The organism is Allobosea sp. CCNWLY174, from assembly GCF_037120455.1.
Taxonomy (GTDB): domain Bacteria; phylum Pseudomonadota; class Alphaproteobacteria; order Rhizobiales; family Beijerinckiaceae; genus Allobosea; species Allobosea lupini.
On the sequence record NZ_JBBBBQ010000003.1, the window covers coordinates 371,102 to 396,514 of the forward strand.

The following is a 25,413-nucleotide window of genomic DNA, read 5'->3' on the forward strand; positions in this document are numbered from 1 at the left end:
GGCGCGACAGTAGAGCGCGGCGTCGCCGGCGTGAAGCCGCAGCAGCCTGCCGGTCAGTGGATTTCGGGTTCAGCCACCTTCGCGGTGCCGACGAGATAGTCGAAATCGCAGCCCTTGTCGGCCTGCTGGATATGTGCCGCCGACATCTTGCCCCAGCCGCGCGGATAGTCGCGGTCGGGCGGCGACCAGCTCTTCAGGCGCTCGGCGATCTCGGCGTCGCTCAGGTTCACCGAGATGCTGCGCGCCTCGACATCGACGCTGATGATGTCGCCGGTCCTGACCGCCGCGAGCGGGCCCTTGATGTAGGCTTCGGGCGCGATGTGGAGGACGCAGGCGCCGTAGCTGGTGCCGGACATGCGGGCGTCGGAGAGCCTGAGCATGTCGCGCACGCCCTGCTTCAGCAGCTTCTTCGGGATCGGCAGCATGCCCCATTCGGGCATGCCGGGGCCGCCCACGGGCCCGCAGTTCTTCAGCACCATGACGTGGTCGGCGGTGACGTCGAGGGTCTCGTCGTTCACCGCCTTCATCATCGCATCATAATCCTCGAAGACGAGGGCCGGGCCGGAATGCCTGAGCAGGCGCTCCTCGGCGGCCGAGGGCTTGATGACGCAGCCACCGGGGGCGAGATTGCCCTTGAGCACGGCGAGACCGTTGGCGGTCGAGACCGGTCGGTCGAGCGGGCGGATGACGTTGTCGTCATAGACCTTGGCGAGCGCGATCGTCTCGGAGATCGGCTTGCCGGTCACGGTCATGGCGCCGGTGTGGAGCTTGCTTTCGAGCTGCTTCAGCAAAGCAGGGAGGCCGCCGGCATAGAAGAAATCCTCCATCAGGAACTCGCCTGAGGGACGCAGGTTGGCGATCACCGGGACCTTGCGCGAGAAGGCGTCGAAATCATCGGGGGTCAGCGGCACGCCGGCGCGGCCGGCCATGGCGACGAGATGGATGATGGCGTTGGTCGAGCCGGCGACCGCCATGTGGACGGTGAGCGCATTCTCGAAGCTCTCGCGAGTCAGGATGCGGTCCGGCGTCAGGTCCTCCCAGACCATCTCGACGATGCGCTTGCCGGCTGCGGCGGCCATGCGCGGGTGGGCGGCGTCGGCGGCGGGGATGGCGGAGGCGCCGGGGAGGGTGAGGCCCAGTACCTCGGCATGGCTCATCATGGTCGCGGCCGTGCCCATTACCATGCAGGTGCCGTGCGAGCGGGCGATGCCGCTCTCCATGTCGCGCCAGTCGGCGTCGGAGATGTTGCCGGCTTCCTTTTCGGCCCAGTACTTCCAGACATCGGCGCCGGAGCCGAGCGTTTTGCCGGCCCAGTTGCCGCGCAGCATGGGCCCGGCCGGCACGAAGATGAAGGGCAGGCCGGCGCTGCAGGCGCCCATGATCAGAGCTGGCGTGGACTTGTCGCAGCCGCCGAGCAGCACCGCTCCATCCAGAGGATGGGACCTTATCGATTCTTCCGCCTCCATGGCCAGGAAGTTGCGATAGAGCATGGTCGTCGGCTTCTGGTACTGCTCCGAGGCCGACATCACGGGAATCTCGACCGGGAAGCCGCCTGCCGCCCAGACCGCGCGCTTCACCGCCTCGGCGCGGTCGCGCAGATGGGTGTGGCAGGGATTGATCTCGGACCAGGTGTTCAGGATGCCGATCACCGGCTTGCCCATGAACTCGTCATGGTTGAGGCCCATCTGCAGCGCCCGCGAGCGATGCCCGAAGGAGCGCAGGTCGCTGGCGCCGAACCAGCGCTTCGAGCGCAGCGTGTCGGGCGTCTTGCGGGGATGGGACATCGGCGTTTCCTCGGTATGTTCTTTGTCAATTCAACGTCTTGTCATTCCGGGGCGGTCCGCAGGGGCGAACCCGGAACCACGGCTGGGTGAAACGGTTTCCGCTCGATGAGGGGCTCACCCGGTCGTGGGTTCCGGGCTCATCGCTGCGCGATGCCCCGGAATGACAGAGGTCATTCCGCCGCTGCGCGCTGGCTGCCCCAGCTTCCGACGATCTTGCGCAGTTCGGCGCGTTCGGTCTCGTTCAGCTCCGGCAGGCCGGGCAGGCGCACCGGCCCGACATTGGTGCCGAGCAGGCCGAGTGCCTCCTTCACCACGGTGACGTTGGCGCCGTTGCCGTATTTGGTCCGCAGCGTCTCGAAACCGGCGATCTCGTCGACGAGATGGCGGGCGCGGTCATAATCGTTGTTCTCCAGCGCCTGCCAGATCGCCAGCGAGCGCTCCGGCGCGACATTGACCAGGCCGGAGGTGAAGCCGCGGGCGCCGAGCGCGTGGAAGGCCGCGGCCCAGCCTTCGGCGAGGCCGCAGATCCAGTTGGCGCTCGAGCCTTGCGTGGCGCGCACGCATTCGGCAAGCAGCATGATGTTCGACGAGGCGAATTTGACGCCTGCGACATTGGGATGGGTCGCGACGCGGGCGAGGTCCTTCACGCCGATCGCGTCCGAACGGATATAGGCGACGAGCGGGATATCAAGCGCCTCGGCGATGGCGAGGATGTAGTCGGCCTGGCTCTGCGGCGCGGCGAAGGGATCGAGCGGGTGATGCACCATCACCGCGTCGCAGCCGGCCCTGGCGGCGAGCTTGCCGGTGGCGACGGCTTCCCGCAGCGACCGGCCGATGCCGGCGGTGACCAGCGCCTTGCCGGCAGCGGCTTCGGCGGCGACGGCATGGCTGCGCACCACCTCGTCCGTGGTCATCGGGTAGAACTCGCCGGTATTGCCGGCCGAGACGATGTTGTGGATGCCGGCCTGCGCGATGCGCGCGACGATCTTGCCGGTCAGCGCCCAGTCGGCCTCGCCATCGCCCTTCCAGGCGGTGACGTGCACGCCGGAGATGCCGCGCAGCGCGGCGCGAACCTTGTCACTCATCGTAATCCAATCCTTCCGCATCGGCGCCGAAGACCTGGCGCACATGGCTCTTGGCGGAGCGCACGATATGGCTGCGCATGCGCTGCTCGGCCCTTGCCGGCTCGTGCGCGCGCAGTGCTTCGAAGATGCCGCGATGCTCCTCGAAGCCGCGGGCGCGCTCGCTGGGCTCGCCGAGCAGGGCGATGCGCTGGGCGTGGTCGTACATGCGCTGGCCGTCGAGCCGGCGCTCGAGATAGCCGCAACCCGAGATGCGATGGATCATGCCGTGATAGGCCTCGTTCAGATTGACGAGGTCTTCCAGGTCGCCGTGCTCGGTGGCGTGGGCCATATCGTCGATCAGGCGAGCCATCGCGGCGATCTCGCCGGCGTCGATCCGGTTGGCGGCGATATGGGTCATGACGCTTTCGAGCGCGGCGCGGCCGAGCGCCATCTCCAGCGCCTGCCGGGCGGAGAACTCGACGAAGACTCCGCGGCGGGCTTCCGTGCGAACGAGGCCCTCGCTTTCCAGCATGCGGATCGCGTCCTTCACCGGCGTGGTGGAGACCCCCAGCATGTCGGCGAGGCTGCGCTCGTTCAGGCGCTCGCCATTGCGGAAGCGCCCGGCGACGATCGCCCGGCGCAGGCGCTCGTGCACATGCTCGCGCAGCGAGCGCAGCAGATGCGGCGAGACGGGTTCGATGGCGAGCGCGTTCGACATTCCAATTCCTCTGGCGTGGCCGAGCGCGATTCTGCTCGCGCTCGGCCGTCGCCATTGCCTCATCAGACACCACAAAGCGCAAGCGACATCAAGTCTGAAATTTCAGATTTCAAATCTGGAATTGCGTGCTATGGAGTCGAGCAAGACGGCCGCAAGACGCCGGAACGGCACGGTCGGATGAGACAATGACGAGGGAGGATTGGATGACATCGATCACACGCCGCGGCCTGCTCGCCGGAGTCGGCGCCATGCTGGCCGCGCCGGCTTTGGCACAGAGCGGCTATCCCGGAAGCAGGGTCGTCACCATCGTGGTGCCCTTCGCTGCCGGTGGCACCACCGACCTGCTCGGCCGCATCCTGGCCGACCGGCTGAGCGCGCGCCTCGGCGGCAAGTTCATCGTCGAGAACCGGGCTGGGGCCGGCGGCAATACCGGTGCGGCGGCGGTCGCGAAGGCCGATCCGGACGGCTACATGCTGACCATGGGCACGGTCTCCAGCCATGCGATCAACCCGGCCGTCTACTCGAAGATGCCCTATGACCACATCAAGGACTTCGCGCCGATCTCGCAGGTGGCGAGCGTGCCGAACATCCTGATGGTCAATCTTGATCTTCCGGCCAAGACGGTGCCGGAGCTGATCGAGCTCCTGAAGAAGAACCCTGGCAAATATTCCTTCGGCTCCTCGGGTGCCGGCACCTCGACCCATATGGCGGCCGAATTGTTCAAGGTTGCGACCGGGACCGACATGGCTCATGTGCCCTACCGATCGAGCGGGCAGGTGACGCAGGACCTGCTCTCCGGCCAGATCCAGTTGACCTTCGACAACATCACCATCGCCTGGCCGCATGTCGAGGCCGGCAAGATCCGCGCACTGGCGACGGCGACGCCGAAGCGCCTCGCGGTCGCGCCGGACCTGCCGGCGCTGTCGGAGTTCATCCCGGGCTACGACGCCAGCTCCTGGCACGGCTTCTTCGCGCCGGCGAAGGTGCCGCCGGAGATCGTCGCCAGGCTCTCGACCGAGACGCAGGCGATCATGCGCGAACCGGCGGTGATCGAGCAGCTCAAGAAGCTCGGCGTCGATCCGGTCGGATCGACCCAGGCCGAGTTCACCGCCCATATCGCCAGCGAGACCAAGCGCTGGGCGGAGGTGGCGCAGAAGGCCAATGTGAAGATCGAATAACGTTGCCCCCGTTCGTTCCATCGTCATCCCGGGCGACCGAAGGGCGACCCGGGATCCATGCCGGAACGGTTCAGGAATGGATCCCGGATCGGCGCGGCTTCGCCGCCTGTCCGGGATGACCCGCTCTGGAATGGTCCGCGTAAACTGAAAGCAGCCGACAAATGACTGAAGCCCTGACCCCCGAAAGCCGCGAAAAGCTGAAGCGCGTCTCGACCGCGACCCTGACCACGGCGCTGTTCAAGCGCGGTCTGCGCAACCAGTTCATCCAGGATGTGCGCCCGCTTTCAGCCAACGCGCCCCGCATGGTCGGCGAGGCCTTTACGCTGCGCTACATCCCGGCGCGGGAGGACCTCGACCATCTCGGCGTGTTCGAGGGGACCCAGCATCCGCAGCGCGTCGCGGTCGAGACCTGCCCGCCCGGCCATGTCATGGTGATCGACAGCCGCAAGGATGCGCGCGCGGCGTCCGCCGGCTGCATTCTGGTGACGCGGCTGATGCAGCGGGGCGCCGCCGGCATCGTCACGGATGGCGGCTTCCGCGACAGCCCCGATATCGCCGCGCTCGGCTTTGCCGCCTATCACAGCCGGCCGAGTGCGCCGACGAACCTGATCCACCACCACGCGCTCGACATCAATGCGCCGATCGGCTGCGGCGATGTACCCGTCTACCCCGGCGACATCGTCGTGGGCGACGGCGAGGGCGTCTGCGTGATCCCGGCCCATCTCGCCAACGAGGTCGCGACCGAGGCCTATGAGCAGACGGCCTATGAGGATTTCGTCGAGATGAAGGTGCGGGAAGGACGCGGCATCTTCGGGCTCTATCCGGCCAATGCCGAGACCAAGGCCGAGTTCGCCAGATGGCGGCCGGACTGGAAGTGATCCGAGAGCGCGCCCGTCGCTGAGGCGGCGGCGCACGATCCGTCGAACGGCGGTTGAGAACGGACGCAGCCAATGCGGCGTCCGAAGGAACAGCCATGACAACAAGAGCACAGGGGGAAATGCGATGATCGACATGTTTCGCCGTCACCTGCTCAAGGGCGGGCTCGCCGCTGCGGCCGGCTCGGTGCTGGCGGCGCCTGCTTTGGCGCAGGCCTTCCCGTTCAAGCCGAACCAGCGCTATCCCGACCCGGCCGTCGAGATTCTCGACCCGAGCTTCGCCAAGTACCGGATCTATTCGAGCACCATCGAGCAGCTCGGCAGCGGCATGCGCTGGGCCGAGGGGCCGGTCTATTTCCCGGAAGGGCGCTATCTCCTTGTCAGCGACATCCCGAACAACCGGATCATGAAGTACGACGAGGTGAAGAACAGCTTCACCGTCTTCCGCGAGAACGCCAACTACGCCAACGGCAATGCCCGCGACCGGCAGGGAAGACTGGTTACCTGCGAGCATTCGGTGACGCGGCGCATCACCCGCACCGAGAAGAACGGCCGGATCACGGTTCTCGCCGACAAGTTCGAGGGCAAGCGGCTGAACGCGCCGAATGATATCGTCGTCAGGTCGGACGACACGATCTGGTTCACCGACCCGCTCTTCGGCATCAACGGCGAATGGGAGGGATCGCGCGCCAAGCCGGAACAGGCGACGACGAATGTCTATCGGCTCGCGCCGGACGGCAAGCTGACGGCGGTGATCACCGATCTGGTCAATCCGAACGGGCTCGCCTTCTCGCCCGACGAGAAGAAGCTCTATGTCGTCGAGTGGCGCGGCACGCCGAACCGCAGCATCTGGAGCTACGATGTCGACGCCGACGGCAAGGTCTCGAACAAGGTCAAGCTGGTCGACGCTGCCGATTTCGGCGCCCTCGACGGCTTCCGCGTCGATCGCGACGGCAATCTCTGGTGCGGCTATGGCAGCAATGGCGCGCTCAACGCCGAGCCGAGCGATGTCGGAGGACGAAAGGTCTTCACGCTGAGAGGCAAGCCGGAGGATCTCGACGGCGTGATGGTGTTCAGCCCGGCCGGCAAGCCGCTCGCCTTCATCCGCCTGCCGGAGCGCTGTGCCAATCTCTGCTTTGGCGGGCCGAAGGGCAACCGGCTCTACATGGCGAGCTCGCACTCGCTTTACGCGCTCTATGTCGAGGCGCACGGCGCCGTGTGACGCCTCGATGCGCTTCAGGCAGCGAGCAGCTCCCGCACCATCGGGATAACCTCGCGGCCGTAGAGGTCGATGCAGCGCAGCAGCTTGTCCTGCGACAGGGGGCCGGCGCTGATCTTGAGCTGGAAGCGCTGCAGGCCGAGCGCCTTCACCGTCGCGGCGATCTTGCGGGCGACGGTTCGGGCTGAGCCGAGATAGAGCGCTCCGCCCGAAACCTCGCGCTCGAACTCCGCGCGCGACAGCGGACCCCAGCCGCGCTCGGCGCCGATGCGGTCGCGCATCGCCTTGAAGGCGGGGAAGAACTCTTCGGCCGCTTGCTCATCGGTCTCGGCGACATAGCCGGGCGAGTGCACGCCGATCGGTCGTTCGGCCTGGCCAAGGCGCCCCATCGCGTCGCGGTAGAGCTGGGCGTAAGGCGCGAAGCGCTGGGCCGGGCCGCCGATGATGGCGAGCATCAGCGGCAGGTCGTAGCGTGCCGCCCGGACCACCGATTCCGGACTGCCGCCGACGCCGATCCAGGTCGTCAGCTCGCCGGCCTCGATCGGCGGGAAGACCTGCTGGTCGCGGAGCGGCGGGCGCAAGGATCCTTCCCAGGTGATCTTCTTCTTGCGGATCAGCTCGACGAAGAGGTCGAGCTTCTCCTCGAACAGCACCTCGTATTGGCTGAGGTCGAAGCCGAAGAGCGGGAAGGATTCGGTGAAGGAGCCGCGGCCGAGGATGACCTCGGCGCGCCCGTTCGAGAGCGCGTCGACCGTCGAGAAGCGCTGGAAGACGCGGATCGGATCGTCCGAGCTCAGCACGGTGACGGCCGAGCCGAGACGGATGCGGCTGGTGCGGGTCGCAATGCCGGCAAGCACGGTCTCCGGGGAGGACACCGCGAAATCGGAGCGGTGATGCTCGCCGATGCCGAAGAAGTCGATGCCGATCTCGTCGGCGAGCACGGCCTGCTCGACGAGGTCGCGGATCACCTGCGCATGCGGGAGCAGGGCCCCGTCCGGGCCGGCGGTGACGTCGCCGAAGGTGTCGAGACCGAGCTGGAGAGAGGCGGGCATGGGCTGTGAGTCCAGGGCTGGGCATGCCGGATTGCCGGCGTCCGCGCCATCTGGCGCCGGCAATGTCGCGGTTCAAGATGCGCCGGTGCCGAGGGGTCTATGCGAATTCGCCAAAATCGGTACCATCAGGAACAATAATATCGACCTGACCCCCCATTTGGGTGTGGCGGGGTGCGGGTGATTGTGTTGCTTCGGCAGACGCCGACGACACGGTTCGCGCGCGAATGCAAAGGGAGGATGAGGTTCATGGACGGCGAGGCTGTGGCCGAGAGCGATCGCTCGATCGTCGGCAATCCGATGCTGCTGCCATTCTATGATCTGTCCTTCGAGGAAATCGAGCTGCTGTGCCGGGTGACGGCGGTGCAGCGAGAGGGCAGCACGGACGTCGTCGACGGCGCCTGGTTTGCGAACTTCATGGGCGCACGGAAGGAGCCGACCCGATAAGCGAGGCGATTCTAGTAGCGCTCGCCATGGTCGCCATTGCGGTGGGCGCATGGTGGGCGACGACCCGGTGGCGGCTTTAGACGCGGCCACCGCTCGATCATATCCGGCGAAGCCACTTCGCCGGCTGTGCCTCAGCTTTCTGTTTTGCGCAGTTCCGGACGCGAAACCGCCGCGCACTTTCGCTGGAGCGGCTTTGGACGATCACGCCGCCGGCTCGAGCCTGGCGCGGCCGAGGACCATGACGCGGTCGATCTGGAAGCCGCAGCGCTGCAGGGCGTCGTGATCCTGCGGCCAGGCCGCCGAGCGCTCCAGCGAGATCGCGATGCGCGGCAGGTCGAGCTGCGCGGCGAGTTGATTGGCGAAGCGCAGCAATGCATCGACGAGGCAGGTTCCGGGTAGCCGCATCATCGCGATCTCGGAAATCTCCAGCGTCGTGCCGCCCGTGATCCTCCGCGCGATGCGAAAGCCGAACAAGGCATGCGGCATGCCGCGCGCGTCGCGCAGGGCGAAGACGCCGGAAGGCTGCGCCCCGTCCTGCGAATGGTCACGCACAAAGGCGGCCCAGCCATCCGGCGTGAGCTCGGGATGCAGCAGGGTGACGAGCCCGTAGACCGTGTCGGCGCTATCAGGCTGGATGCGCGCGACTTCGAAGATGTCATCGCCCATCACGTGCGGCTCTCCCGAGTTTCCAGGCAGCAACCTCGTTGCGCAGGGCCTGTCGCCGCATTGATCTGGATCAAATCCGAAGCCCTGCGGCGGCGCGCGCGCTTTGTCGGCTTTCGCGCATGCGGTAAGCTCCGCGCATGAGCAGGAAGGTGCGATCGTGAACTGTCAGCCCTCGGCGTGCAGCGCCGCCGCCCATGGCGAGAGCGGATGCCGCAATTGCATGGTCCGCCTGGTCAGCGTCTGCGCCTCGCTGACGGATGACGAGCTCGCCTTGCTGGAGCAGCTGGCGATGCCGACGCATTTTGCCTCCGGCGACACGCTGTTCTCGCAAGGGGCCGACGCGCACTGTGTCTACAACGTCACGGGCGGCGTCGTCCGGCTCTATAAGCTTTTGTCCGACGGCCGCCGTCAGGTCGTCGGCTTCGCGCTGCCAGGTGATTTCCTCGGACTTGCCATGCGCGACGCCTATGGCTTCTCCGCCGATGCGATCGGCGATGTCGCGGTCTGCGCCTTCTCGCGCGGCGCCTATACGGCGCTGGTCGACGCCAAGCCGCATCTGCTCAAGCGTCTGCACGAGTTCGCGACGCATGAGCTGACGCTCGCCCATGAGCAGATGATGCTGCTCGGCCGCCGCACCGCAGAGGAGAAGCTGATCTGCTTCTTGCTCGGCATGCAGCAGCGCTGGGCAAGGCTCGGCAAGCCGTCGGTGACGGTGCCGCTGCCGATGACGCGGCAGGACATCGCCGATTTTCTCGGCCTGACGATCGAGACGGTCAGCCGCACCTTCACCCGCCTGGCCAAGGAGAAGACGATCCTGATCGTGCCCGGCGGCGTGCGCGTGATGAACCCCGAACGGATGCTCGCCATCGCGGCGTGAGCTGCGCCTTCGCGCCGCAGTCCGTCCCGTCCTGCCCTTGACCTGGATCAAAGCCCCCCGCCCAGCCGGCCGCTAAGCCTCACGCGGAGGGCGCATCCCAGCGCCCGCGACGAAGCGGGAGTCAGCGGTGACGGCGACGACGAGCCCTGTCCGGGCAATGACGGTCGGCGAGATGATCGGGATGCTGATCGCGGGCGCCAGCGTGCTGCCGCTGATCCTGATCGCCGCACTGACCGAAAACTCCGGCTACGCCTTCCACGCCATGCTCGGTGCAGCCGCGGCCGCGGCCAGCATGATCCTGATCGGCAATCGCTGCTTCGACGGCTCGCCGGCGATCGCGCCCCAGGAGATCGACGGCAAGCCCAACTACAATATGGGGCCGGTCAAGTTCGCGACCGTCGCGGCGATGGTCTGGGGCATCGCCGGATTTGCCGTCGGGCTGATCATCGCATTGCAGCTCGCCTTCCCGGTGCTGAACTTCGACCTGCCCTGGACCAATTTCGGTCGCTTGCGGCCGCTGCACACCTCGGCGGTGATCTTCGCCTTCGGCGGCAACGTCCTGATCGGCACCTCGTTCTATGTCGTCCAGCGCACCTGCCGGGCCCGGCTCGCCGGCGATCTCTCGCCCTGGTTCGTCGTGCTCGGCTACAACCTCTTCATCGTCATCGCCGGCACCGGCTACCTGCTCGGGATCACCCAGGGCAAGGAATACGCCGAGCCGGAATGGTATGCCGATCTCTGGCTGACCCTGGTCTGGGTCGCCTATCTCCTGGTCTTCCTGTTCACGCTGAAGAAGCGCACCGAGCCGCACATCTATGTGGCGAACTGGTTCTATCTCGGCTTCATCGTGACCATCGCGGTCCTGCATATCGGCAACAATGTCGCGGTTCCGGTCTCGATCCTGTCGCCGAAATCCTACGGGCTGTGGTCGGGCGTGCAGGATGCGATGTTCCAGTGGTGGTACGGCCACAACGCGGTCGGCTTCTTCCTGACCGCCGGCTTTCTCGCGATCATGTATTATTTCGTGCCCAAGCGGGCCGAGCGGCCGATCTATAGCTACCGGCTCTCGATCATCCACTTCTGGGCCCTGATCTTCATCTACATCTGGGCCGGCCCGCACCATCTCCACTACACCGCGCTGCCCGACTGGGCGCAGACGCTCGGCATGACCTTCTCGATCATGCTGTGGATGCCCTCCTGGGGCGGCATGATCAACGGCATCATGACCCTGTCTGGCGCCTGGGACCGGCTGCGCACCGATCCCGTTCTGCGGATGATGGTGGTCTCGCTCGCCTTCTACGGCATGTCGACCTTCGAGGGACCGCTGATGTCGATCAAGGCGGTGAACGGGCTCTCGCACTACACCGACTGGACCATCGGCCACGTCCATTCCGGCGCGCTCGGCTGGGTCGCCTACATCTCCTTCGGCGCGATCTACTGCCTCGTGCCCTGGCTGTGGAACCGCAAGGGGCTTTACTCGCTCAAGCTGGTGAGCTGGCACTTCTGGGTCTCGACCCTCGGCATCGTTTTCTACATCACGGCGATGTGGGTCTCCGGGATCCTGCAGGGCCTGATGTGGCGGGCCTACACCTCGCTCGGCTTCCTCGAATACTCGTTCATCGAGACCGTCGCGGCCATGCACCCGTTCTACGTGATCCGGGCGCTGGGCGGCGCGCTCTTCCTGAGCGGCGCACTGATCATGGCCTTCAATCTCTGGATGACCGTGCGCTCGGAGGAAGCCTCCGAGATGCCGGAAGCCTTGGCGCTGCCGCCGCGCCAGCTCGCCACCGCCTGAGGAGTCGTCATGACGAGCATCGACCACAAGGCGCCGCGGCGTTCGCTCTGGGCCAAGCACAAAATCTTCGAGACGAATTCGATCATCCTGGTCATCGGCGTCCTGCTGGTGATCTCGATCGGCGGACTCGTCGAGATCGCGCCGCTCTTCTACCTCCGGAACACGATCGAGACGGTGCAGGGCGTGCGGCCCTATACGCCGCTCGAACTCGCCGGCCGAGGCATCTATGTGCGCGAGGGCTGCTACAACTGCCACAGCCAGATGATCCGGCCGCTGCGCGACGAGGTCGAGCGCTACGGGCATTATTCGCTCGCGGCCGAGAGCCTATACGATAAGCCGTTCCAATGGGGCTCGAAGCGGACCGGGCCGGACCTCGCCCGCGTCGGCGGCAAGTATTCAGACGAATGGCAGCGGGCGCATCTTGCCGAGCCGCGCGCGATCGTGCCGCAGTCGATCATGCCGGGCTATCCCTTCCTGGAGAAGACCGAGCTGAAGGTCGGGGACATCGCGGACGAATTGCGCGCCAATCGCGCCGGCGGCGTGCCCTATAGCGACGAGATGATCGCGCAGGCGCAGAACGACCTAAAGGCGCAGGCGACGCCCGACCATCCCGGCCAGGCCGATCTGGAGAAGCGCTATCCCAAGGCGCAGTCGCGCGATTTCGACGGCAATCCGCAGCGCATCACCGAAGCCGACGCCCTGATCGCCTATCTGCAGGCGCTCGGCACGATGGTCGACTTCAAGCTCTACGACGACAAAGCCAACATCCGCTGAGCCAACCCATGCAAACCACCTATCACTGGCTCGCCGGCTTCGCCCAATCCGCCGGGCTCCTCTACTTCGTCGCCGTCTTCCTCGGGGTCTGCGTCTACGCCTTCTGGCCGAAGAACCGCGCCCGTTTCGAAGAAGCCGCGCTCAACCCGCTGCGCGAGGACTGACCGATGGACCAGAAGCACGAGGATCCGCATGTAGATGCCGCCACAGGCATGCCGACGACCGGCCATGAATGGGACGGCATTCGCGAGCTCAACACGCCGCTGCCGCGCTGGTGGCTCGGCATCTTCTACGCCACCATCGTCTGGTCGATCGGCTACTGGATCGTCTATCCGGCCTGGCCGCTTTTGACCGACACGACCAAAGGCGTGATCGGCTACGCCAGCCGTATCGACATCGGCGCGGACATGGCCAGGCTCAAGGCGCAGCGCGCGGCGCAGGCCGCCGGCATGACGGACGCCACGCCGGCTCAGATCAAGGCCGATCCGACCCTGTTCCAGATCGCGATGGCGCAGGGCAAGGCTGCCTTCGGCGACAATTGCGCGGCGTGCCACGGCGTCGGCGGCGCCGGTGCCAAGGGCTATCCCAACCTCAACGACGACGACTGGCTCTGGGGCGGCTCGCTCTCGGCGATCCAGCAGACGATCCGCCATGGCATTCGCGTTGCCGGCGACAACGACACCCGTGTCAGCCAGATGCCCGCCTTCGGGCGCGACGGCGTGCTGAAGCGCGAGGGGATCCTTGCCGTCGCCAGCCATGTCCGCGAGCTTGCCGGCCTGCCGACCGAGCCGAAAGCGGACCTCAAGCTCGGGCGCAAGGTCTTCGCCGACAATTGCGCCGCCTGCCATGGCGCTACGGGCAAAGGCAATCAGGAGCTCGGTGCGCCCAACCTCACCGACGCGATCAGCCTCTACGGCATGGACATGGCCTCGCTGACCGAGACCATCGCCAACAGCCGAAACGGGGTGATGCCGGCCTGGGCCGGACGTCTCGACGAGACCACGATCAAGGCGCTGACCGTCTATGTCCACTCGCTGGGGGGAGGGCAGTAGCGTGAGCACCGCCGAGGCCGACCAGGACGACATCCCGCTCTTTGCGGCGTCGCCGAAGGTCTATCCGCAGAGCGTGGCGGGCCCGTTCCGGCGCGCGAAGTGGCTGATCCTCTTCCTGTGCCTGGGCATCTACTACCTGCTGCCCTTCCTGCGCTGGGATCGCGGCCCGTATCTCCCCAACCAGGCGGTGCTGGCCGACATCGCCAACAACCGCTTCTACTTCTTCTTCATCGAGATCTGGCCGCAGGAGGTCTACTATTTCACCGGCCTCCTGATCCTGGCCGCCTTCGTCCTCTTCCTGATGAACGCGGTCGCCGGACGGGTCTGGTGCGGCTATCTCTGCCCGCAGACGGTCTGGACGGACCTCTTCCTTTCGGTGGAGCGCTTTTTCGAGGGCGACCGGCGCGAGCGCATGCGCCGCGACGCCGAGCCCTGGGGCTTCGACACACTCTGGCGCAAGGGCGCCAAGCACGCGGTCTGGCTGGTCATCGCCTGGTGGACCGGCGGCGCCTGGGTGCTCTACTTCGCGGATGCGCCGACTTTGGTACGCGAGCTTGCGACCTTCACAGCGCCGCTCTCGGCCTATGTCTGGATCGCGATCCTGACCTTCACCACCTACACGCTCGCAGGGATCATGCGCGAGCAGGTCTGCAAGTACATGTGCCCCTGGCCGCGCATCCAGGCAGCGCTGACCGACGACGAAGCGCTCAACGTCACCTATCGCTACGACCGGGGCGAGCCGCGTGTCTCCGTCAAGCAGGCGGCAAGGCTCAGGGCGCAGGGCGCGCCTGCGGGCGACTGCGTCGACTGCTTCCAATGCGTCGCGGTCTGCCCGACCGGGATCGACATTCGCGACGGCGCCCAGGTCGACTGCATCCAGTGCGGCCTGTGCATCGACGCCTGCGACACCGTGATGACCAAGATCGGCCGGCCGACCCGGCTGATCGCCTATGATACCGACGGCAATGTCCAGCGCCGTCTAGCCAGGAAACCTGCGATCTACCGGCTGGTGCGCCTGCGCACACTCGCCTATGCGGCGCTGATCGCGATCGTCGGCGGCGCCATGCTCTGGCAGCTCGCGACCCGCAGCACCGCCGGCATCTCGGTGCTGCACGAGCGCACGCCGCTGTTCGTCACCCTGAGCGACGGGGCGATCCGCAACGCCTATGCGGTGCGCCTGCTCAACAAGCGTCCGGAGCATCGGCCCTTCGCCCTGACCGTCTCCGGCCTGCCCGGTATCAGGATCGAGGCGGTGGGAGCCCCGCCGAGTGCCGATCTTCGGCCAGTCGTCACCGTCGATCCCGATTCCTCGCGCGAGGTGCGCGTGCTCGTCACCGTCCCGGCCGGCGTGCCGCTCGCGGCCTCGCAGGTGATCACCATCACCGCTTCCGATCTCTTTGCCGGCGAGACGGTGCGAGCCGACGACCATTTCATGGCGCCCGAGACCCATCGATGAGCTGCTGCGGAGTTATCATCATGCACTATGAGAATCCGGCTCCGGCTGCACCGCGCCAACCTTTCCAGCTGACCGGCGGCATGGTCGCCGCCATGCTGATCCTGTTCTTCGGCGTTATCGTCTCGGTCAATGCGACCATCCTGACGATGGCGCTGCGGACCATGCCGGGCGTCGAGACCCGCAGCGCCTATGAGGCGAGCCAGCGCTTCAACGAAGAGATCGCCCGCCAGCACGAGCGCGATGCGCGCGGCTGGTCCGCCTCCACGACGCTGGCCCGGCAGGCCGACGGCGCGACGCTCACTGTCTCCCTCGCCGATCGCAATGGCGGGCCGCTCGCCGGCCTCGCCACCAGCGCTCGTCTGCGTCACCCCGCGACCTCAGCTCGCGACCATGACCTTTCGCTGAGCGAGAGCCGGCCGGGGCGCTACGAGGCCCGCTTCGAGACGATCGAGGCCGGCTCCTGGATCCTCGAGCTCCAGGTCAGGCGCGGCGAGGAGGTCGTCTTCGTCTCGCGCAGCCGCGTCACTCTGGAGCGCTGAGATGGCTGCGCAGGACCTCTCCGTCTTCGTGCGCCATCGGGACGATGGCATCGCCAGCATGGAGCTGGCGGTCGACGGGATACGCTGCGCCGGCTGCATGCAGGCGATCGAGGGCGGGCTCGCCCGCGAGCCCGCCATTTTGGGCGCCCGCGTCAACCTGGCGCTGAAGCGCGTCTCGGTCGAATGGCGCGAGGCGCTGCTGCGTCCGGAGGCGGTGGTCGAGAAGCTCGCCGCGCTCGGCTTCAAAGCCTATCCCTTCGCGCCGGAGCGCCAGGAGGCGGGCGCCGCGAGCGAGGAGCGCTATCTCCTGCGCGCGCTCGGCGTCGCCGGCTTCGCCTCGATGAACATCATGCTGCTCTCGGTCGCGGTCTGGTCCGGCAATGCGGGCGATATCGACCCGACGACGCGCGACTTCTTCCACTGGCTCTCCGCCCTGATCGCGCTGCCGACGGCGGCCTATGCCGGCCGGCCTTTCTTCGAGAGCGCGCTTCGGGCGCTGAAGGCCGGCGCGGTCAACATGGACGTGCCGATCACCATCGGCGTCGTCCTGGCGCTCGTGATGTCGGTCGCCGAGACCTGGAACCATGGCCGCCACGCCTATTTCGACGGCGTGGTGATGCTACTCTTCTTCCTTTTGATCGGGCGTTATCTCGACCAATTGATGCGGCGGCGCACCCGCGATCTCGCCGGAAATCTCGCCGCGCTCAAGGCCGAGACCGCGACGAGGCTCGCCGCCGACGGCAGCACCACGGTGATGCCGATCGCCGCGATCGCCCCGGGCGATCTCGTGCTGGTGCGGCCGGGCGAGCGGGTCTCCGTAGACGGCATCGTCGAGACCGGCTGGTCCGAACTCGACCAGAGCCTCGTCACCGGCGAGACCGCACCGGTCGCCATCGGGCAAGGCGAGCGCGTCCATGCCGGCACGCTGAACCTCACCGGCACTCTGACCGTGCGGGTTAAGGCGGCCGGGCAGGGCACTCTGCTCGACGAGATCGACCGGCTGATGGACCAGGCGGTCGGCAACCGCTCGCGCTATGTCCGCCTCTCCGACCGCGCCGCGCGGCTCTATGCCCCGATGGTGCACACGCTGGCGGCCTCGACCTTCCTCGGCTGGCTGGCCTTCGGCCTGTCCTGGCCGGAAGCGCTGATGATCGCCGTCACCGTGCTGATCATCACCTGCCCCTGTGCGCTCGGCCTGGCCATCCCCGCCGTGCAGGTCGTCGCGGCCTCCGCCCTGTTCAGGCGCAAGATCATGCTGAAGCAGGGCGATGCGCTGGAGCGTCTGGCCGAGGCCGACATTGCCGTCTTCGACAAGACCGGCACGCTGACCCTGCCCGAGCCGGAGATCCTCAATCCGGAGGCCCTGCCGGCCGAGCGGCGAGCCGAGATCGGCGCGCTCGCGGCGGCGAGCGGGCATCCGTTGGCGCAGGCACTCGCAAGGGCGCTCGGTGTTTCGCGTGCGGCGGAGGACGTGCACGAGGAGAAGGGGCAAGGTCTTTGCGTGGGGCAGGGCGGCAATGAGCGGCGTCTCGGCAGCGTCGCTTTCTGCGGCGCGCAGGCGCAGGCGGCCATGGTCGCGGCGCTGCATCCCGGCGCCTCGCTGATCGCCTATCGCCATGGCACCTTCCGCACCGTGCTGGCGCTCGGGCAGGCGCTGCGCCCGCAGGGGCGCGACACCATCGTAGCCCTGCGCAAGGCCGGGCTAGAGGTCGCGATCCTCTCCGGCGACCGCTTCGAGGCGGTGGCGCCGATCGCCGCCGAACTCGGCGTGACCGAACTGCATGCCGGCCTGCTGCCTGGCGACAAGCTCGCGCTGCTCGAACAAATGGCGGCCGATGGCCAGAAGGTGCTGATGGTCGGCGACGGGCTCAACGATGCGCCGGCCCTGGCGGGCGCCCATGTCTCGCTTTCGCCGGTCAGCGCCACGCATCTGGCGCAGGCGGCGGCCGACATCGTCTTCCTCGGCGAGAGCCTGGCGCCGGTCGCGGCGGCGCTGGGAATCGCCCGCAAGGCGCGCCGGCTGATGCTGCAGAACCTCTGGTTCGCCGTGCTCTACAATGCGGTCGCGGTGCCGGTCGCCATCGCCGGGCTGGCGACGCCTTTGGTCGCCGCCGTCGCCATGTCCGGCTCCTCGCTGGTGGTGACGCTCAATGCGTTGCGCGCCCGTGCAGCGGGGGCGGCGCAGTCATGAACATCATCGTGATTCTGTTCCCGCTGGCGCTCGGCCTTGGGCTTCTAGGCCTCGGTGCCTTCTTCTGGTGCATGCGCAGCGGCCAGTACGCCGATCTCGACGGCGCGGCCTGGCGGGTGCTGCAGGATGACGATGCGCAGGCCGGGCCGCGAGGTGGTGTCAGCGGCAGCGCCGGAAACGCTTCGGGCTGAAATCGAAGCCGCGCTGGCGGATGAAGGAGAGCGTGTCGCCATCGACACGGACGGTGAAGACGACCCGCATCGGCCGGCCTTCGCCATGACATTCCCCCGCGATTTCGTAGACGTCCCGCCGGCGCTCGGCGCACAGCGTTCGGCAACTCGCCTCGAATGTCGAGAAGTCAAGCTCCTTGGCGTCGAGGCCGATCACCGTGTCGTCGGCGCTGCAGCCCGGCGCGCCCCAGCGCCCGATCCATTCGGTCGCCTGCGCCGGTACTGCGATGATCGCAAATCCGGCGAAGGCGGCAATCCCTGCGATATGGTTCATGCTCGCGGCTCCTATCATGACCCATGGTCATGATAGGGCGGATGCCGCCGCCGCGACATAGACCCCGCCCTGGTGCGGTTGGGTCAGACGGGGGAGCGCCCCGGCCCTTATGGCCGGGGCGATGTCGTCAGTAATAGACGGTCCGGCAAACGCGCACGCGACGGCCGTAGCGGTTGCGTCGGACCGAGCAGACCGTCCGGCGACGGCGCGGACGGCGCCAGTACTGGCTGAACTCGGCGGGAGCCGCGTCGAGCCGGGCCGCGTTCTCCGGTGCAAGCGAGGCGGCGGCGACCGGCGCGCTCGCCAAGCTCACACCCGCGGCGCTCGCGGCGAGTCCACCACACAGCGTGGCGATGAATGAACGTCGGTTCATGATTTCTCTCCTTGGTGTCGCCCTTCGTAGAGCTGACCACAGGAAACATGAACGAATTGTGAAGCTATGGCTCGCTCGCTATAGCAGGCGACTGCGCTGTATTCGGTGATGAAGATCGAGATCATCGATACTGGCAGGCGCCTGGGTCGATCTGCCATTTCGAGAGATCTTATGAATTCTGTTCTTGAATCTCTTCTCCACTTACATTGAGGAATGTGCCGCGCCCTTTGCGGGCGCGGCCACCCTTTTGCGCCCGGCGTGGCGATCACGCCGGGCGGCCGGTTTCCTCGGCGTCAGGCGACGTCGAAACGGTCGAGGTTCATCACCTTGGTCCAGGCGGCGACGAAGTCCTTGACGAACTTCTCCTTGGCGTCGGCGCTGGCATAGACCTCGGCGAGGGCGCGCAGGATCGAGTTCGAGCCGAAGACGAGATCGGCGCGGGTGCCGGTCCATTTGACGGCGCCGGTCTTGCGATCGGTGCCCTCGAACACGTCCTTGGCCTCGGAGGTCGCCTGCCACTGCGTGCCCATGTCGAGCAGGTTGACGAAGAAGTCGTTCGTCAGCACGCCCGGCCGCTCGGTCAGGATGCCGTGCTTGGAACCGTCGGCGTTGATGTCGATGGCGCGCAGGCCGCCGATCAGCACGGTCAGCTCGGGGGCGGTCAGCGTCAGCAGTTGGGCCCGGTCGATCAGCGCCGCCTCGGCCGGTACCCTGACGCCCGGCTTCCGGTAGTTGCGGAAGCCGTCCAGCGCCGGCTCCATCACCGCGAAGGAGTGGACGTCGGTCTGCTCCTGCCTGGCGTCGGTGCGGCCCGGGGTGAACGGCACGCTCACGTCATGGCCGGCGGCCTTGGCCGCCTGCTCGACGCCGACATTGCCGGCCAGCACGATCAGGTCCGCCAGCGAGACCTTCTGGTCGCCGTCAGCTTCCTTGTTGAACTGGCGGCGGATGCCGTCGAGAACATCGATCACCCTGGCGAGCTGGGCCGGGCGGTTGACCTCCCAGTCCTTCTGGGGGGCGAGGCGGACGCGCGCACCATTGGCGCCGCCGCGCTTGTCGCCGCCACGGAAGGTCGCGGCCGAGGCCCAGGCGGTGCCGACCAGCTCGGAGACGGTCAGGCCGGAGGCCTTGATCTTGTCCTTGAGCGCGGTGACGTCGGCCTCGCTGACAAGCGGGTGGTCGGCCGCCGGCACCACGTCCTGCCAGATCAGCTCTTCCTTCGGCACTTCCGGGCCGAGATAGCGCGAGCGCGGGCCGAGATCGCGATGGGTCAGCTTGAACCAGGCGCGGGCGAAGGCCTCGGCGAAGGCCTGCGGGTTTTCGAGGAAGCGACGGGAAATCTTCTCGTAGGCCGGGTCGACCCGCAGCGAGATGTCGGTCGTCAGCATGGTCGGCTTGCGCTTCTTCGAGCGGTCATGCGCGTCCGGAATGATCGCCTCGGCGTTCTTGGCGACCCATTGATGCGCGCCGGCCGGCGACTTCTCCAGCTCCCATTCGAAGCCGAAGAGGTTCTCGAAGAAGAAGTTGCTCCACTGTGCCGGCGTCTGGGTCCAGGTGACCTCGAGACCGCTGGTGATGGTGTCGCCGCCCTTGCCGGAGCCGAAGCCGCTATGCCAGCCGAGGCCCTGCGCTTCGAGGCCGTCGGCCTCGGGATCGACGCCGACATTGTCGGTGGGGCCGGCGCCATGGGTCTTGCCGAAGGTGTGGCCGCCGGCGATCAGCGCGACGGTCTCCTCGTCGTCCATCGCCATGCGGGCGAAGGTGTCGCGGATGTCCCTGGCGGCGAGCAGCGGGTCGGGATTGCCGTCGGGCCCTTCGGGATTGACGTAGATCAGGCCCATCTGTGTCGCGGCGAGCGGGCTTTCCAGATTGCGCGAATGCACCTTGCCGTCGGCGTCGTCATCGGCGACGAGGACGGCCTCGCCGGCAGGCTTCTCGACGCCTTCCGAACCATGGGCGTAGCGCAGGTCGCCGCCGAGCCAGGTGGTCTCGCGGCCCCAGTAGACATCCTGATCCGGCTCCCAGGTGTCGGCGCGGCCGGCAGCGAAGCCGAAGGTGCGGAAGCCCATCGTCTCCAGCGCGACATTGCCGGTCAGGATCATCAGGTCGGCCCAGGAGATTGCCTGGCCGTATTTCTGCTTGATCGGCCAGAGCAGGCGGCGCGCCTTGTCGAGGCTGACATTGTCCGGCCAGCTGTTGAGCGGCGCGAAGCGCTGCTGGCCGCGACCACCGCCGCCACGCCCGTCGGCGAGGCGATAGGTTCCGGCGCTATGCCAGGCCATGCGGATGAACAGCGGGCCGTAATGGCCGAAGTCGGCGGGCCACCAATCCTGCGAGTCGGTCATCAGCTTGCGCAGGTCGTTCTTCAGCGCGGCGTAGTCGAGCTTGGCGAAAGCTTCGCGATAGTCGAAGGCCTGGCCGAGCGGATCCGACTTGGCCGAATGCTGGCTCAGCAGCTCGACGGGCAGCCGGTTCGGCCACCAGTCGCGGTTCTGCCGGGCGCCCCCGCCATGGGCGACGGGGCATTTTCCCGTGCTGTCCTCAGTCTTCGCGTTCATGTCTCTCTCCGAAGCTCGGCTGGGTTCCGGGGTGGGTCTTAGCAGGGCCATTTCATTATTTTAATTCCGATTTTCTGATCGCGACGATAAGCTGGGGTTATGACAAATCTGACCTTCAAGCAGCTGCGCTATTTCGAGGCGCTGGCGCGGCACGGCCATTTCGGCCGCGCGGCCGAGGCCTGCGCGATCTCGCAGCCGGCCTTGTCACAGCAGATCAAGGCGTTGGAGGAGGAGCTGGGCGGCGGGCTGTTCGAACGCGACAGGCGCCAGGTCCGGCTGACGCGCTTCGGCGAGGAGATCGCGGCGCGGGCCAGGGACGTCCTGCGCTCGCTCGACGAGCTCGAAGGTTACGCGCATACCTCGCGAGATGGGCAAGTCACGCGCCTGCGCATCGGCGTGATCCCGACGGTTGCGCCCTATCTACTGCCCGGCCTGATCAGCGATCTCACCCGCCTGCATGGCGAGCTCGACCTCAATGTGCGCGAGACTCTGACGCCGAAGCTGGTGCAGGAGCTGAGCGAGGGGCGGCTCGACATGGCGATCGTCGCCCTGCCGGTGTCCGAGCCGTCGCTGACCGAGGTCGCGCTGTTCACCGAGCGCTTCGTCCTGGTGCGGCCGCGTTCGGACGAAGGCAAGCCGGCCCCGGACCGCGAGGCGCTGCGCGAGATGCGGCTGCTGCTGCTGGAGGAGGGGCATTGCTTCCGCGACCAGGCGCTGTCGTTCTGCAGCACCAAGCCGCGGACCGTGCAGTCGCGCGACCTGCTCGACGCCAGCTCCCTCTCGACGCTGGTGCAGATGGTCGATGCCGGGCTCGGCGTCACGCTGATCCCGGAAATGGCGGTGGCGGTCGAAACGCGCTCGGCCTGCGTCGCGATCACGCATTTCAGGGCGCCGGAGCCGTCCAGGACGATCGGCATGGTCTGGCGCAAGACAAGCCCGCTGGCGAAGCAACTCCTGGAGATCGCGGAAGTGGTGCGGCAATCGGCCGGCGCGCTGCGGCAAGCCGATGGGACACGCGCCACAGAGGCTGGCTGACGCCGGCCTCGATCGTGGGGATGCCTGTTTTACCGTGGAGTCAGCGGTGATACAGCGCCGGCCGAGCGATGTCCGAACGCTCATGCGCGCCTGGCGCAAAGATCGAAACGGCCTTCGGATGAACTTTGAAACGCGCTGGCGTGGCGGTGACGATTTCGCCATCGGTGTTCACCGGCATCGGTTTCCTCGTCTCGATATCGAACTCGACGCATTTCGCCGTGCGGACCTCGCGCCATGCACCGTGAGTTCCCGACCGGAACGAGCGCAGCATCAGCGCCAGTTTCCAGAGATTCGTCATCTCCAGGCTGTAGAGATCGAGATGCCCGTCATCGATCTCGGCATTCTCCTCGACCACGTTGCCGCCGCCATAGTGCCGGCCGTTGCCCACGGCGATCTGGTAGGTCTCGACGTCGGTCGTCTGCCCCTTCTCCGTGATCTTGGCCTTGAAACGCGATGCGCCTGTCATGACCTTCATGGCGGCCACGGCGTAGCCCAGTCTCCCGAACCGCTTCTTCAGCACCGGGTCGAGGCTTTGCGCCAGCTCGCTGCTCAACCCGATGCTGGCGACGTTGAAGAAGGCGTAGCCGTTGACCGTACCGACGTCGACCGGGCGTATCTCGCCGCGAGCGATGATGTCTGCCGCGCCGACGAGATCCATCGGTATGTCGAGCGTGCGCGCCAGGTCATTTGCCGTTCCCATCGGGATGATGCCGAGCGGCAGGCCGCTTTCCATCGCTGCGAGCGCAGCCGACGACACCGAGCCGTCGCCGCCGCAGACGATGACGAGATCCGCCCTGTGGCGCAGGCGCACGATGTCGCGCGCGATTTCCGGTAGGGCTTCGAAGGTTTCGACGGTGACGTCGAGCCCGCCATCCTTCAGGCGATCGAGAAGGGGGTCGATCGACTCCTGGCCGCGGCGCGCCTTTGGATTGCGCAGCAGCAAGGCTCTTTTCGGTCGGCGCGTGAGATTGTCTGATATCGGGGACATCCCGACGCAGTTGGGGACGGCAACCTCGATGTCAACCGGGCAGAGTGTCGAGCTGGTGCACTCGTCGAACGAACCTGATCGGCGGCGACCACGTCCCGACCAGAAAACCTCGGGGGGCAAGATGGTAGCGGGAGAGGGACTCGAACCCCCGACACGCGGATTATGATTCCGCTGCTCTAACCAGCTGAGCTACCCCGCCCCGATGGCGACGCGCCGTGAACGGCGGTCAATCGCGACGGCGCGGATATAGGGGGCGGGGGGCGCCGGCGTCAAGCCTTGATGACGTGGCTCAGCTCAGCTTCCTCAGCCGGACCACCTTGAAATAGCCCTGGCCGACATGGACGGTCTCGTAGCGGCCGGTTCGCGCGGCCCAGTCGGTCAGGCGCGAGACCTTGAAATCGCTGCTCCAGCCGATCGCCCTGGCCAATGGCGCGACCGCCTTCCAGAACGGGGCGGCGAAGCCGCCATCATCGACGAGGCGGCTGGAGATGACGATCTCGCCGCCCGGGCGCAGCACCCGGTCCATCTCGCCGAGGGCCTGCTCGGGATCGGGGACGAGGGTGATGACGAACTGCGCGGTGACCGCGTCGAAGGAGTTGTCGGCGAAGCCGAGCCGGCAGGCGTCCATCACCATCAGGCCGCGGACATGAGCGAGATTCTGGCTCAGCACCTTGGCTCGCGCCACGCGCAGCATGTCCAGCGAGAGGTCGGCGCCGACAACCTGCCTGTCGGGCTCGAAATAGGGCAGGGTCAGGCCCGTGCCGACGCCGATCTCGAGGATGTCGCGGCCGCTGGCGCAGGCCGCCGCCACCGCCTCGCGCTGGGCGCGGGCAAGCAGGCCCTGATAGATCCGGTCGTAGAATTTCGCCCAGACCGCGTAGACGCGCCTTTGCGCGTCGAGACCGTTCGTCGTCGTCATGAGATGGCGTAGGCGGGCTCGGGCTGCGGCGCCGGGCGGGGCGCCCGGTTGGCCATGATGACGCCGCCGCCGAGCACGCGGGCTCCGCTGCCGGCATGGTCGTAGATCACGCAGGCCTGGCCCGGCGAGACGCCCTCCTCGCCCTGCGCCAGGAGGACATGCACGCCCTTGTCGTCGGCAAGCAGGCGGGCCTCGCGCGGCGCGCGGGTCGAGCGGACGCGGACCGCGACCTCGATGCCCTCGGGCGGCAGGTCGGCGAGCGCGATGTCGCCGATCCAGTTGAGGTCGCGCAGGTCGACGCGGCTGACGCTGAGCGCCTCGCGCGGGCCGACGATGACGCGGGCGTTCTCGGCGTCGAGCGCGACGACATAGAGCGGTTCGGCGCTGCTGATGCCGAGGCCCTTGCGCTGGCCGACGGTGTAGCGCAGCACGCCCTCGTGCTCGCCGAGCACGCGGCCGTCGAGGTGGACGATGGCGCCGGGACGGGCGGCGCCCGGCTTCAAGCGCTCGATCACCTCGGCATAGCGGCCGTTCGGAACGAAGCAGATGTCCTGGCTGTCGGGCTTGTCGGCGATGGCGAGGCCGAACTCGGCGGCGAGCGCCCGGGTCTGGACCTTGTCGAGGCCGCCGAGCGGGAAGCGCAACAGGTCGAGCTGCTCCTGCGTCGTGGCATAGAGGAAATAGCTCTGGTCCCGGCTCTCGTCGGCGGCACGGAAGAGGCCGCGATGGCCGGTGCCGAGATCGCGGCTGGCGACATAATGGCCGGTGGCAAGCGCATCGGCCCCGAGCTCGCGGGCGAGGCCGAGCAGGTCGCGGAACTTCACGGTGCGATTGCACTCGACGCAGGGGATCGGCGTCTCGCCGGCGAGATAGCTCTCGGCGAAGCGCTCGATCACCGCGTCGCGGAAGCGGCTCTCATAGTCGAGCACGTAATGCGGGATGCCGATCGCCTCGGCGACGCGGCGGGCGTCGTGGATATCCTGGCCGGCGCAGCAGGCGCCGGCGCGGTGCACGGCTTCGCCATGGTCGTAGAGCTGCAGGGTGACGCCGACGACGTCATAGCCCTGGCGCTTCAGCAGCGCGGCCACCACCGAGGAGTCGACGCCGCCCGACATGGCCGCGACGACGCGTGTGGCCGCAGGCGGCTTGGCGATGTCGAGCGAGTTGAGCGAAACGGTCATCAGGGGTCCAGGCGGGTTCGGGCGCGAAGCGTCCGAGGATTTGGGCGCTCTATAGCGGTTTTGATAGATGCGGGCCAGCATCCGGCCGGCAATTCCTGCCGAGTGGCGTCGTCCGATGACGTCATTCCTGCCGGGTCCGGGATCGAGCCGAATCACTCAAGATATTGAATT

Annotated in this window: 25 protein-coding genes and 1 tRNA gene; 14 read left to right on the forward strand and 12 right to left on the reverse strand. The window is 67.2% G+C overall.

Features of this window, described 5'->3' with window-relative positions; translation table 11 throughout:
- Positions 1 to 53: 53 nt before the first annotated feature.
- The 3 genes from araD to V7S63_RS12785 all read right to left on the reverse strand — a co-directional run bounded on the left by araD (position 54) and on the right by V7S63_RS12785 (position 3,566).
- Positions 54 to 1,784, reverse strand: coding sequence for an L-arabinonate dehydratase (gene araD / locus V7S63_RS12775; protein WP_336530486.1), 1,731 nt, complete (start codon positions 1,782 to 1,784; stop codon positions 54 to 56).
- 170 nt (positions 1,785 to 1,954) lie between these two features.
- Positions 1,955 to 2,869: a dihydrodipicolinate synthase family protein gene (locus V7S63_RS12780; protein WP_336530487.1), complete on the reverse strand. Its 915-nt coding sequence runs from the start codon at positions 2,867 to 2,869 to the stop codon at positions 1,955 to 1,957.
- Positions 2,862 to 3,566, reverse strand: a complete 705-nt coding sequence (locus V7S63_RS12785) for a GntR family transcriptional regulator (RefSeq protein WP_336530488.1) — start codon at positions 3,564 to 3,566, stop codon at positions 2,862 to 2,864. Before V7S63_RS12785 ends, V7S63_RS12780 begins: the two co-directional genes overlap by 8 nt.
- A gap of 203 nt (positions 3,567 to 3,769) precedes the next feature.
- Between V7S63_RS12785 and V7S63_RS12790 the strand changes: the two genes are divergently transcribed.
- The 3 genes from V7S63_RS12790 to V7S63_RS12800 all read left to right on the forward strand — a co-directional run bounded on the left by V7S63_RS12790 (position 3,770) and on the right by V7S63_RS12800 (position 6,841).
- A complete protein-coding gene (locus V7S63_RS12790) occupies positions 3,770 to 4,744 on the forward strand; it encodes a Bug family tripartite tricarboxylate transporter substrate binding protein (RefSeq protein WP_336530489.1) in 975 nt (324 codons plus the stop codon).
- Positions 4,745 to 4,905: 161 nt separating this feature from the next.
- Positions 4,906 to 5,622: a ribonuclease activity regulator RraA gene (locus V7S63_RS12795; RefSeq protein WP_336530490.1), complete on the forward strand. Its 717-nt coding sequence runs from the start codon at positions 4,906 to 4,908 to the stop codon at positions 5,620 to 5,622.
- A 124-nt stretch (positions 5,623 to 5,746) separates the two neighbouring features.
- Entirely contained in the window at positions 5,747 to 6,841 is a 1,095-nt protein-coding gene (locus tag V7S63_RS12800) for an SMP-30/gluconolactonase/LRE family protein (protein ID WP_442896459.1), read from the forward strand.
- A 14-nt stretch (positions 6,842 to 6,855) separates the two neighbouring features.
- Here V7S63_RS12800 and V7S63_RS12805 read toward each other — a convergent pair whose 3' ends face one another.
- The gene (locus tag V7S63_RS12805; protein ID WP_336530491.1) at positions 6,856 to 7,890 is read right to left on the reverse strand and encodes an LLM class flavin-dependent oxidoreductase; all 1,035 of its coding nucleotides are present in this window, start codon (positions 7,888 to 7,890) and stop codon (positions 6,856 to 6,858) included.
- Between the two features lie 246 nt (positions 7,891 to 8,136).
- Between V7S63_RS12805 and V7S63_RS12810 the strand changes: the two genes are divergently transcribed.
- Positions 8,137 to 8,334: a hypothetical protein gene (locus V7S63_RS12810; protein WP_091837413.1), complete on the forward strand. Its 198-nt coding sequence runs from the start codon at positions 8,137 to 8,139 to the stop codon at positions 8,332 to 8,334.
- Between the two features lie 201 nt (positions 8,335 to 8,535).
- On the opposite strand, the gene V7S63_RS12815 is transcribed toward V7S63_RS12810, so the two are convergent.
- Positions 8,536 to 9,000, reverse strand: coding sequence for a hypothetical protein (locus tag V7S63_RS12815; protein ID WP_091837410.1), 465 nt, complete (start codon positions 8,998 to 9,000; stop codon positions 8,536 to 8,538).
- 220 nt (positions 9,001 to 9,220) lie between these two features.
- On the opposite strand from V7S63_RS12815, the gene V7S63_RS12820 reads away from it, so the two are divergent.
- From V7S63_RS12820 to ccoS, 9 genes are all read left to right on the forward strand, one after another.
- Positions 9,221 to 9,877, forward strand: coding sequence for a helix-turn-helix domain-containing protein (locus V7S63_RS12820; RefSeq protein WP_336530492.1), 657 nt, complete (start codon positions 9,221 to 9,223; stop codon positions 9,875 to 9,877).
- Between the two features lie 157 nt (positions 9,878 to 10,034).
- Positions 10,035 to 11,672: a cytochrome-c oxidase, cbb3-type subunit I gene (ccoN, locus tag V7S63_RS12825; protein ID WP_442896467.1), complete on the forward strand. Its 1,638-nt coding sequence runs from the start codon at positions 10,035 to 10,037 to the stop codon at positions 11,670 to 11,672.
- 9 nt (positions 11,673 to 11,681) lie between these two features.
- Positions 11,682 to 12,446 carry a cytochrome-c oxidase, cbb3-type subunit II gene (gene ccoO / locus V7S63_RS12830; protein WP_336530493.1) on the forward strand — a complete coding sequence of 255 codons (765 nt, stop codon included), beginning with the start codon at positions 11,682 to 11,684 and terminating at the stop codon, positions 12,444 to 12,446.
- An 8-nt stretch (positions 12,447 to 12,454) separates the two neighbouring features.
- Entirely contained in the window at positions 12,455 to 12,610 is a 156-nt protein-coding gene (locus V7S63_RS12835; RefSeq protein WP_091837401.1) for a cbb3-type cytochrome c oxidase subunit 3, read from the forward strand.
- Between the two features lie 3 nt (positions 12,611 to 12,613).
- The gene (gene ccoP, locus V7S63_RS12840; protein ID WP_336530494.1) at positions 12,614 to 13,498 is read left to right on the forward strand and encodes a cytochrome-c oxidase, cbb3-type subunit III; all 885 of its coding nucleotides are present in this window, start codon (positions 12,614 to 12,616) and stop codon (positions 13,496 to 13,498) included.
- A 1-nt stretch (position 13,499) separates the two neighbouring features.
- Positions 13,500 to 14,954: a cytochrome c oxidase accessory protein CcoG gene (ccoG, locus tag V7S63_RS12845; RefSeq protein WP_336530495.1), complete on the forward strand. Its 1,455-nt coding sequence runs from the start codon at positions 13,500 to 13,502 to the stop codon at positions 14,952 to 14,954.
- Between the two features lie 20 nt (positions 14,955 to 14,974).
- On the forward strand, positions 14,975 to 15,493 hold the full coding sequence (locus tag V7S63_RS12850) for a FixH family protein (RefSeq protein WP_336530496.1): 519 nt from the start codon (positions 14,975 to 14,977) through the stop codon (positions 15,491 to 15,493).
- Between the two features lies 1 nt (position 15,494).
- Positions 15,495 to 17,684 (forward strand): heavy metal translocating P-type ATPase, encoded by a 2,190-nt coding sequence (locus V7S63_RS12855; RefSeq protein WP_336530497.1) that lies wholly within the window; start codon positions 15,495 to 15,497, stop codon positions 17,682 to 17,684.
- Positions 17,681 to 17,875: a cbb3-type cytochrome oxidase assembly protein CcoS gene (gene ccoS, locus V7S63_RS12860; protein WP_091837389.1), complete on the forward strand. Its 195-nt coding sequence runs from the start codon at positions 17,681 to 17,683 to the stop codon at positions 17,873 to 17,875. Before V7S63_RS12855 ends, ccoS begins: the two co-directional genes overlap by 4 nt.
- On the opposite strand, the gene V7S63_RS12865 is transcribed toward ccoS, so the two are convergent.
- From V7S63_RS12865 to katG, 3 genes are all read right to left on the reverse strand, one after another.
- Positions 17,844 to 18,188, reverse strand: coding sequence for a hypothetical protein (locus V7S63_RS12865; protein ID WP_336530498.1), 345 nt, complete (start codon positions 18,186 to 18,188; stop codon positions 17,844 to 17,846). The two genes, ccoS and V7S63_RS12865, sit on opposite strands and share 32 nt — an antisense overlap.
- Positions 18,189 to 18,315: 127 nt before the next feature.
- A complete protein-coding gene (locus V7S63_RS12870; RefSeq protein WP_100961654.1) occupies positions 18,316 to 18,561 on the reverse strand; it encodes a hypothetical protein in 246 nt (81 codons plus the stop codon).
- Positions 18,562 to 18,854: 293 nt separating this feature from the next.
- On the reverse strand, positions 18,855 to 21,119 hold the full coding sequence (gene katG / locus V7S63_RS12875; protein ID WP_336530499.1) for a catalase/peroxidase HPI: 2,265 nt from the start codon (positions 21,117 to 21,119) through the stop codon (positions 18,855 to 18,857).
- A 99-nt stretch (positions 21,120 to 21,218) separates the two neighbouring features.
- On the opposite strand from katG, the gene V7S63_RS12880 reads away from it, so the two are divergent.
- A complete protein-coding gene (locus V7S63_RS12880; RefSeq protein WP_100961649.1) occupies positions 21,219 to 22,154 on the forward strand; it encodes a hydrogen peroxide-inducible genes activator in 936 nt (311 codons plus the stop codon).
- 40 nt (positions 22,155 to 22,194) lie between these two features.
- Here the strand turns inward: V7S63_RS12880 and V7S63_RS12885 are convergent, their stop codons facing one another.
- The 4 genes from V7S63_RS12885 to mnmA form a co-directional block, all read right to left on the reverse strand.
- A complete protein-coding gene (locus V7S63_RS12885; RefSeq protein ID WP_442896460.1) occupies positions 22,195 to 23,262 on the reverse strand; it encodes a lipid kinase in 1,068 nt (355 codons plus the stop codon).
- Between the two features lie 2 nt (positions 23,263 to 23,264).
- A tRNA-Met gene (locus V7S63_RS12890) sits at positions 23,265 to 23,341 on the reverse strand.
- Between the two features lie 90 nt (positions 23,342 to 23,431).
- Positions 23,432 to 24,061 (reverse strand): class I SAM-dependent methyltransferase, encoded by a 630-nt coding sequence (locus V7S63_RS12895; protein WP_091837377.1) that lies wholly within the window; start codon positions 24,059 to 24,061, stop codon positions 23,432 to 23,434.
- Positions 24,058 to 25,242 (reverse strand): tRNA 2-thiouridine(34) synthase MnmA, encoded by a 1,185-nt coding sequence (mnmA, locus tag V7S63_RS12900; protein WP_100961920.1) that lies wholly within the window; start codon positions 25,240 to 25,242, stop codon positions 24,058 to 24,060. Before mnmA ends, V7S63_RS12895 begins: the two co-directional genes overlap by 4 nt.
- Between the last annotated feature and the right edge of the window lie 171 nt (positions 25,243 to 25,413).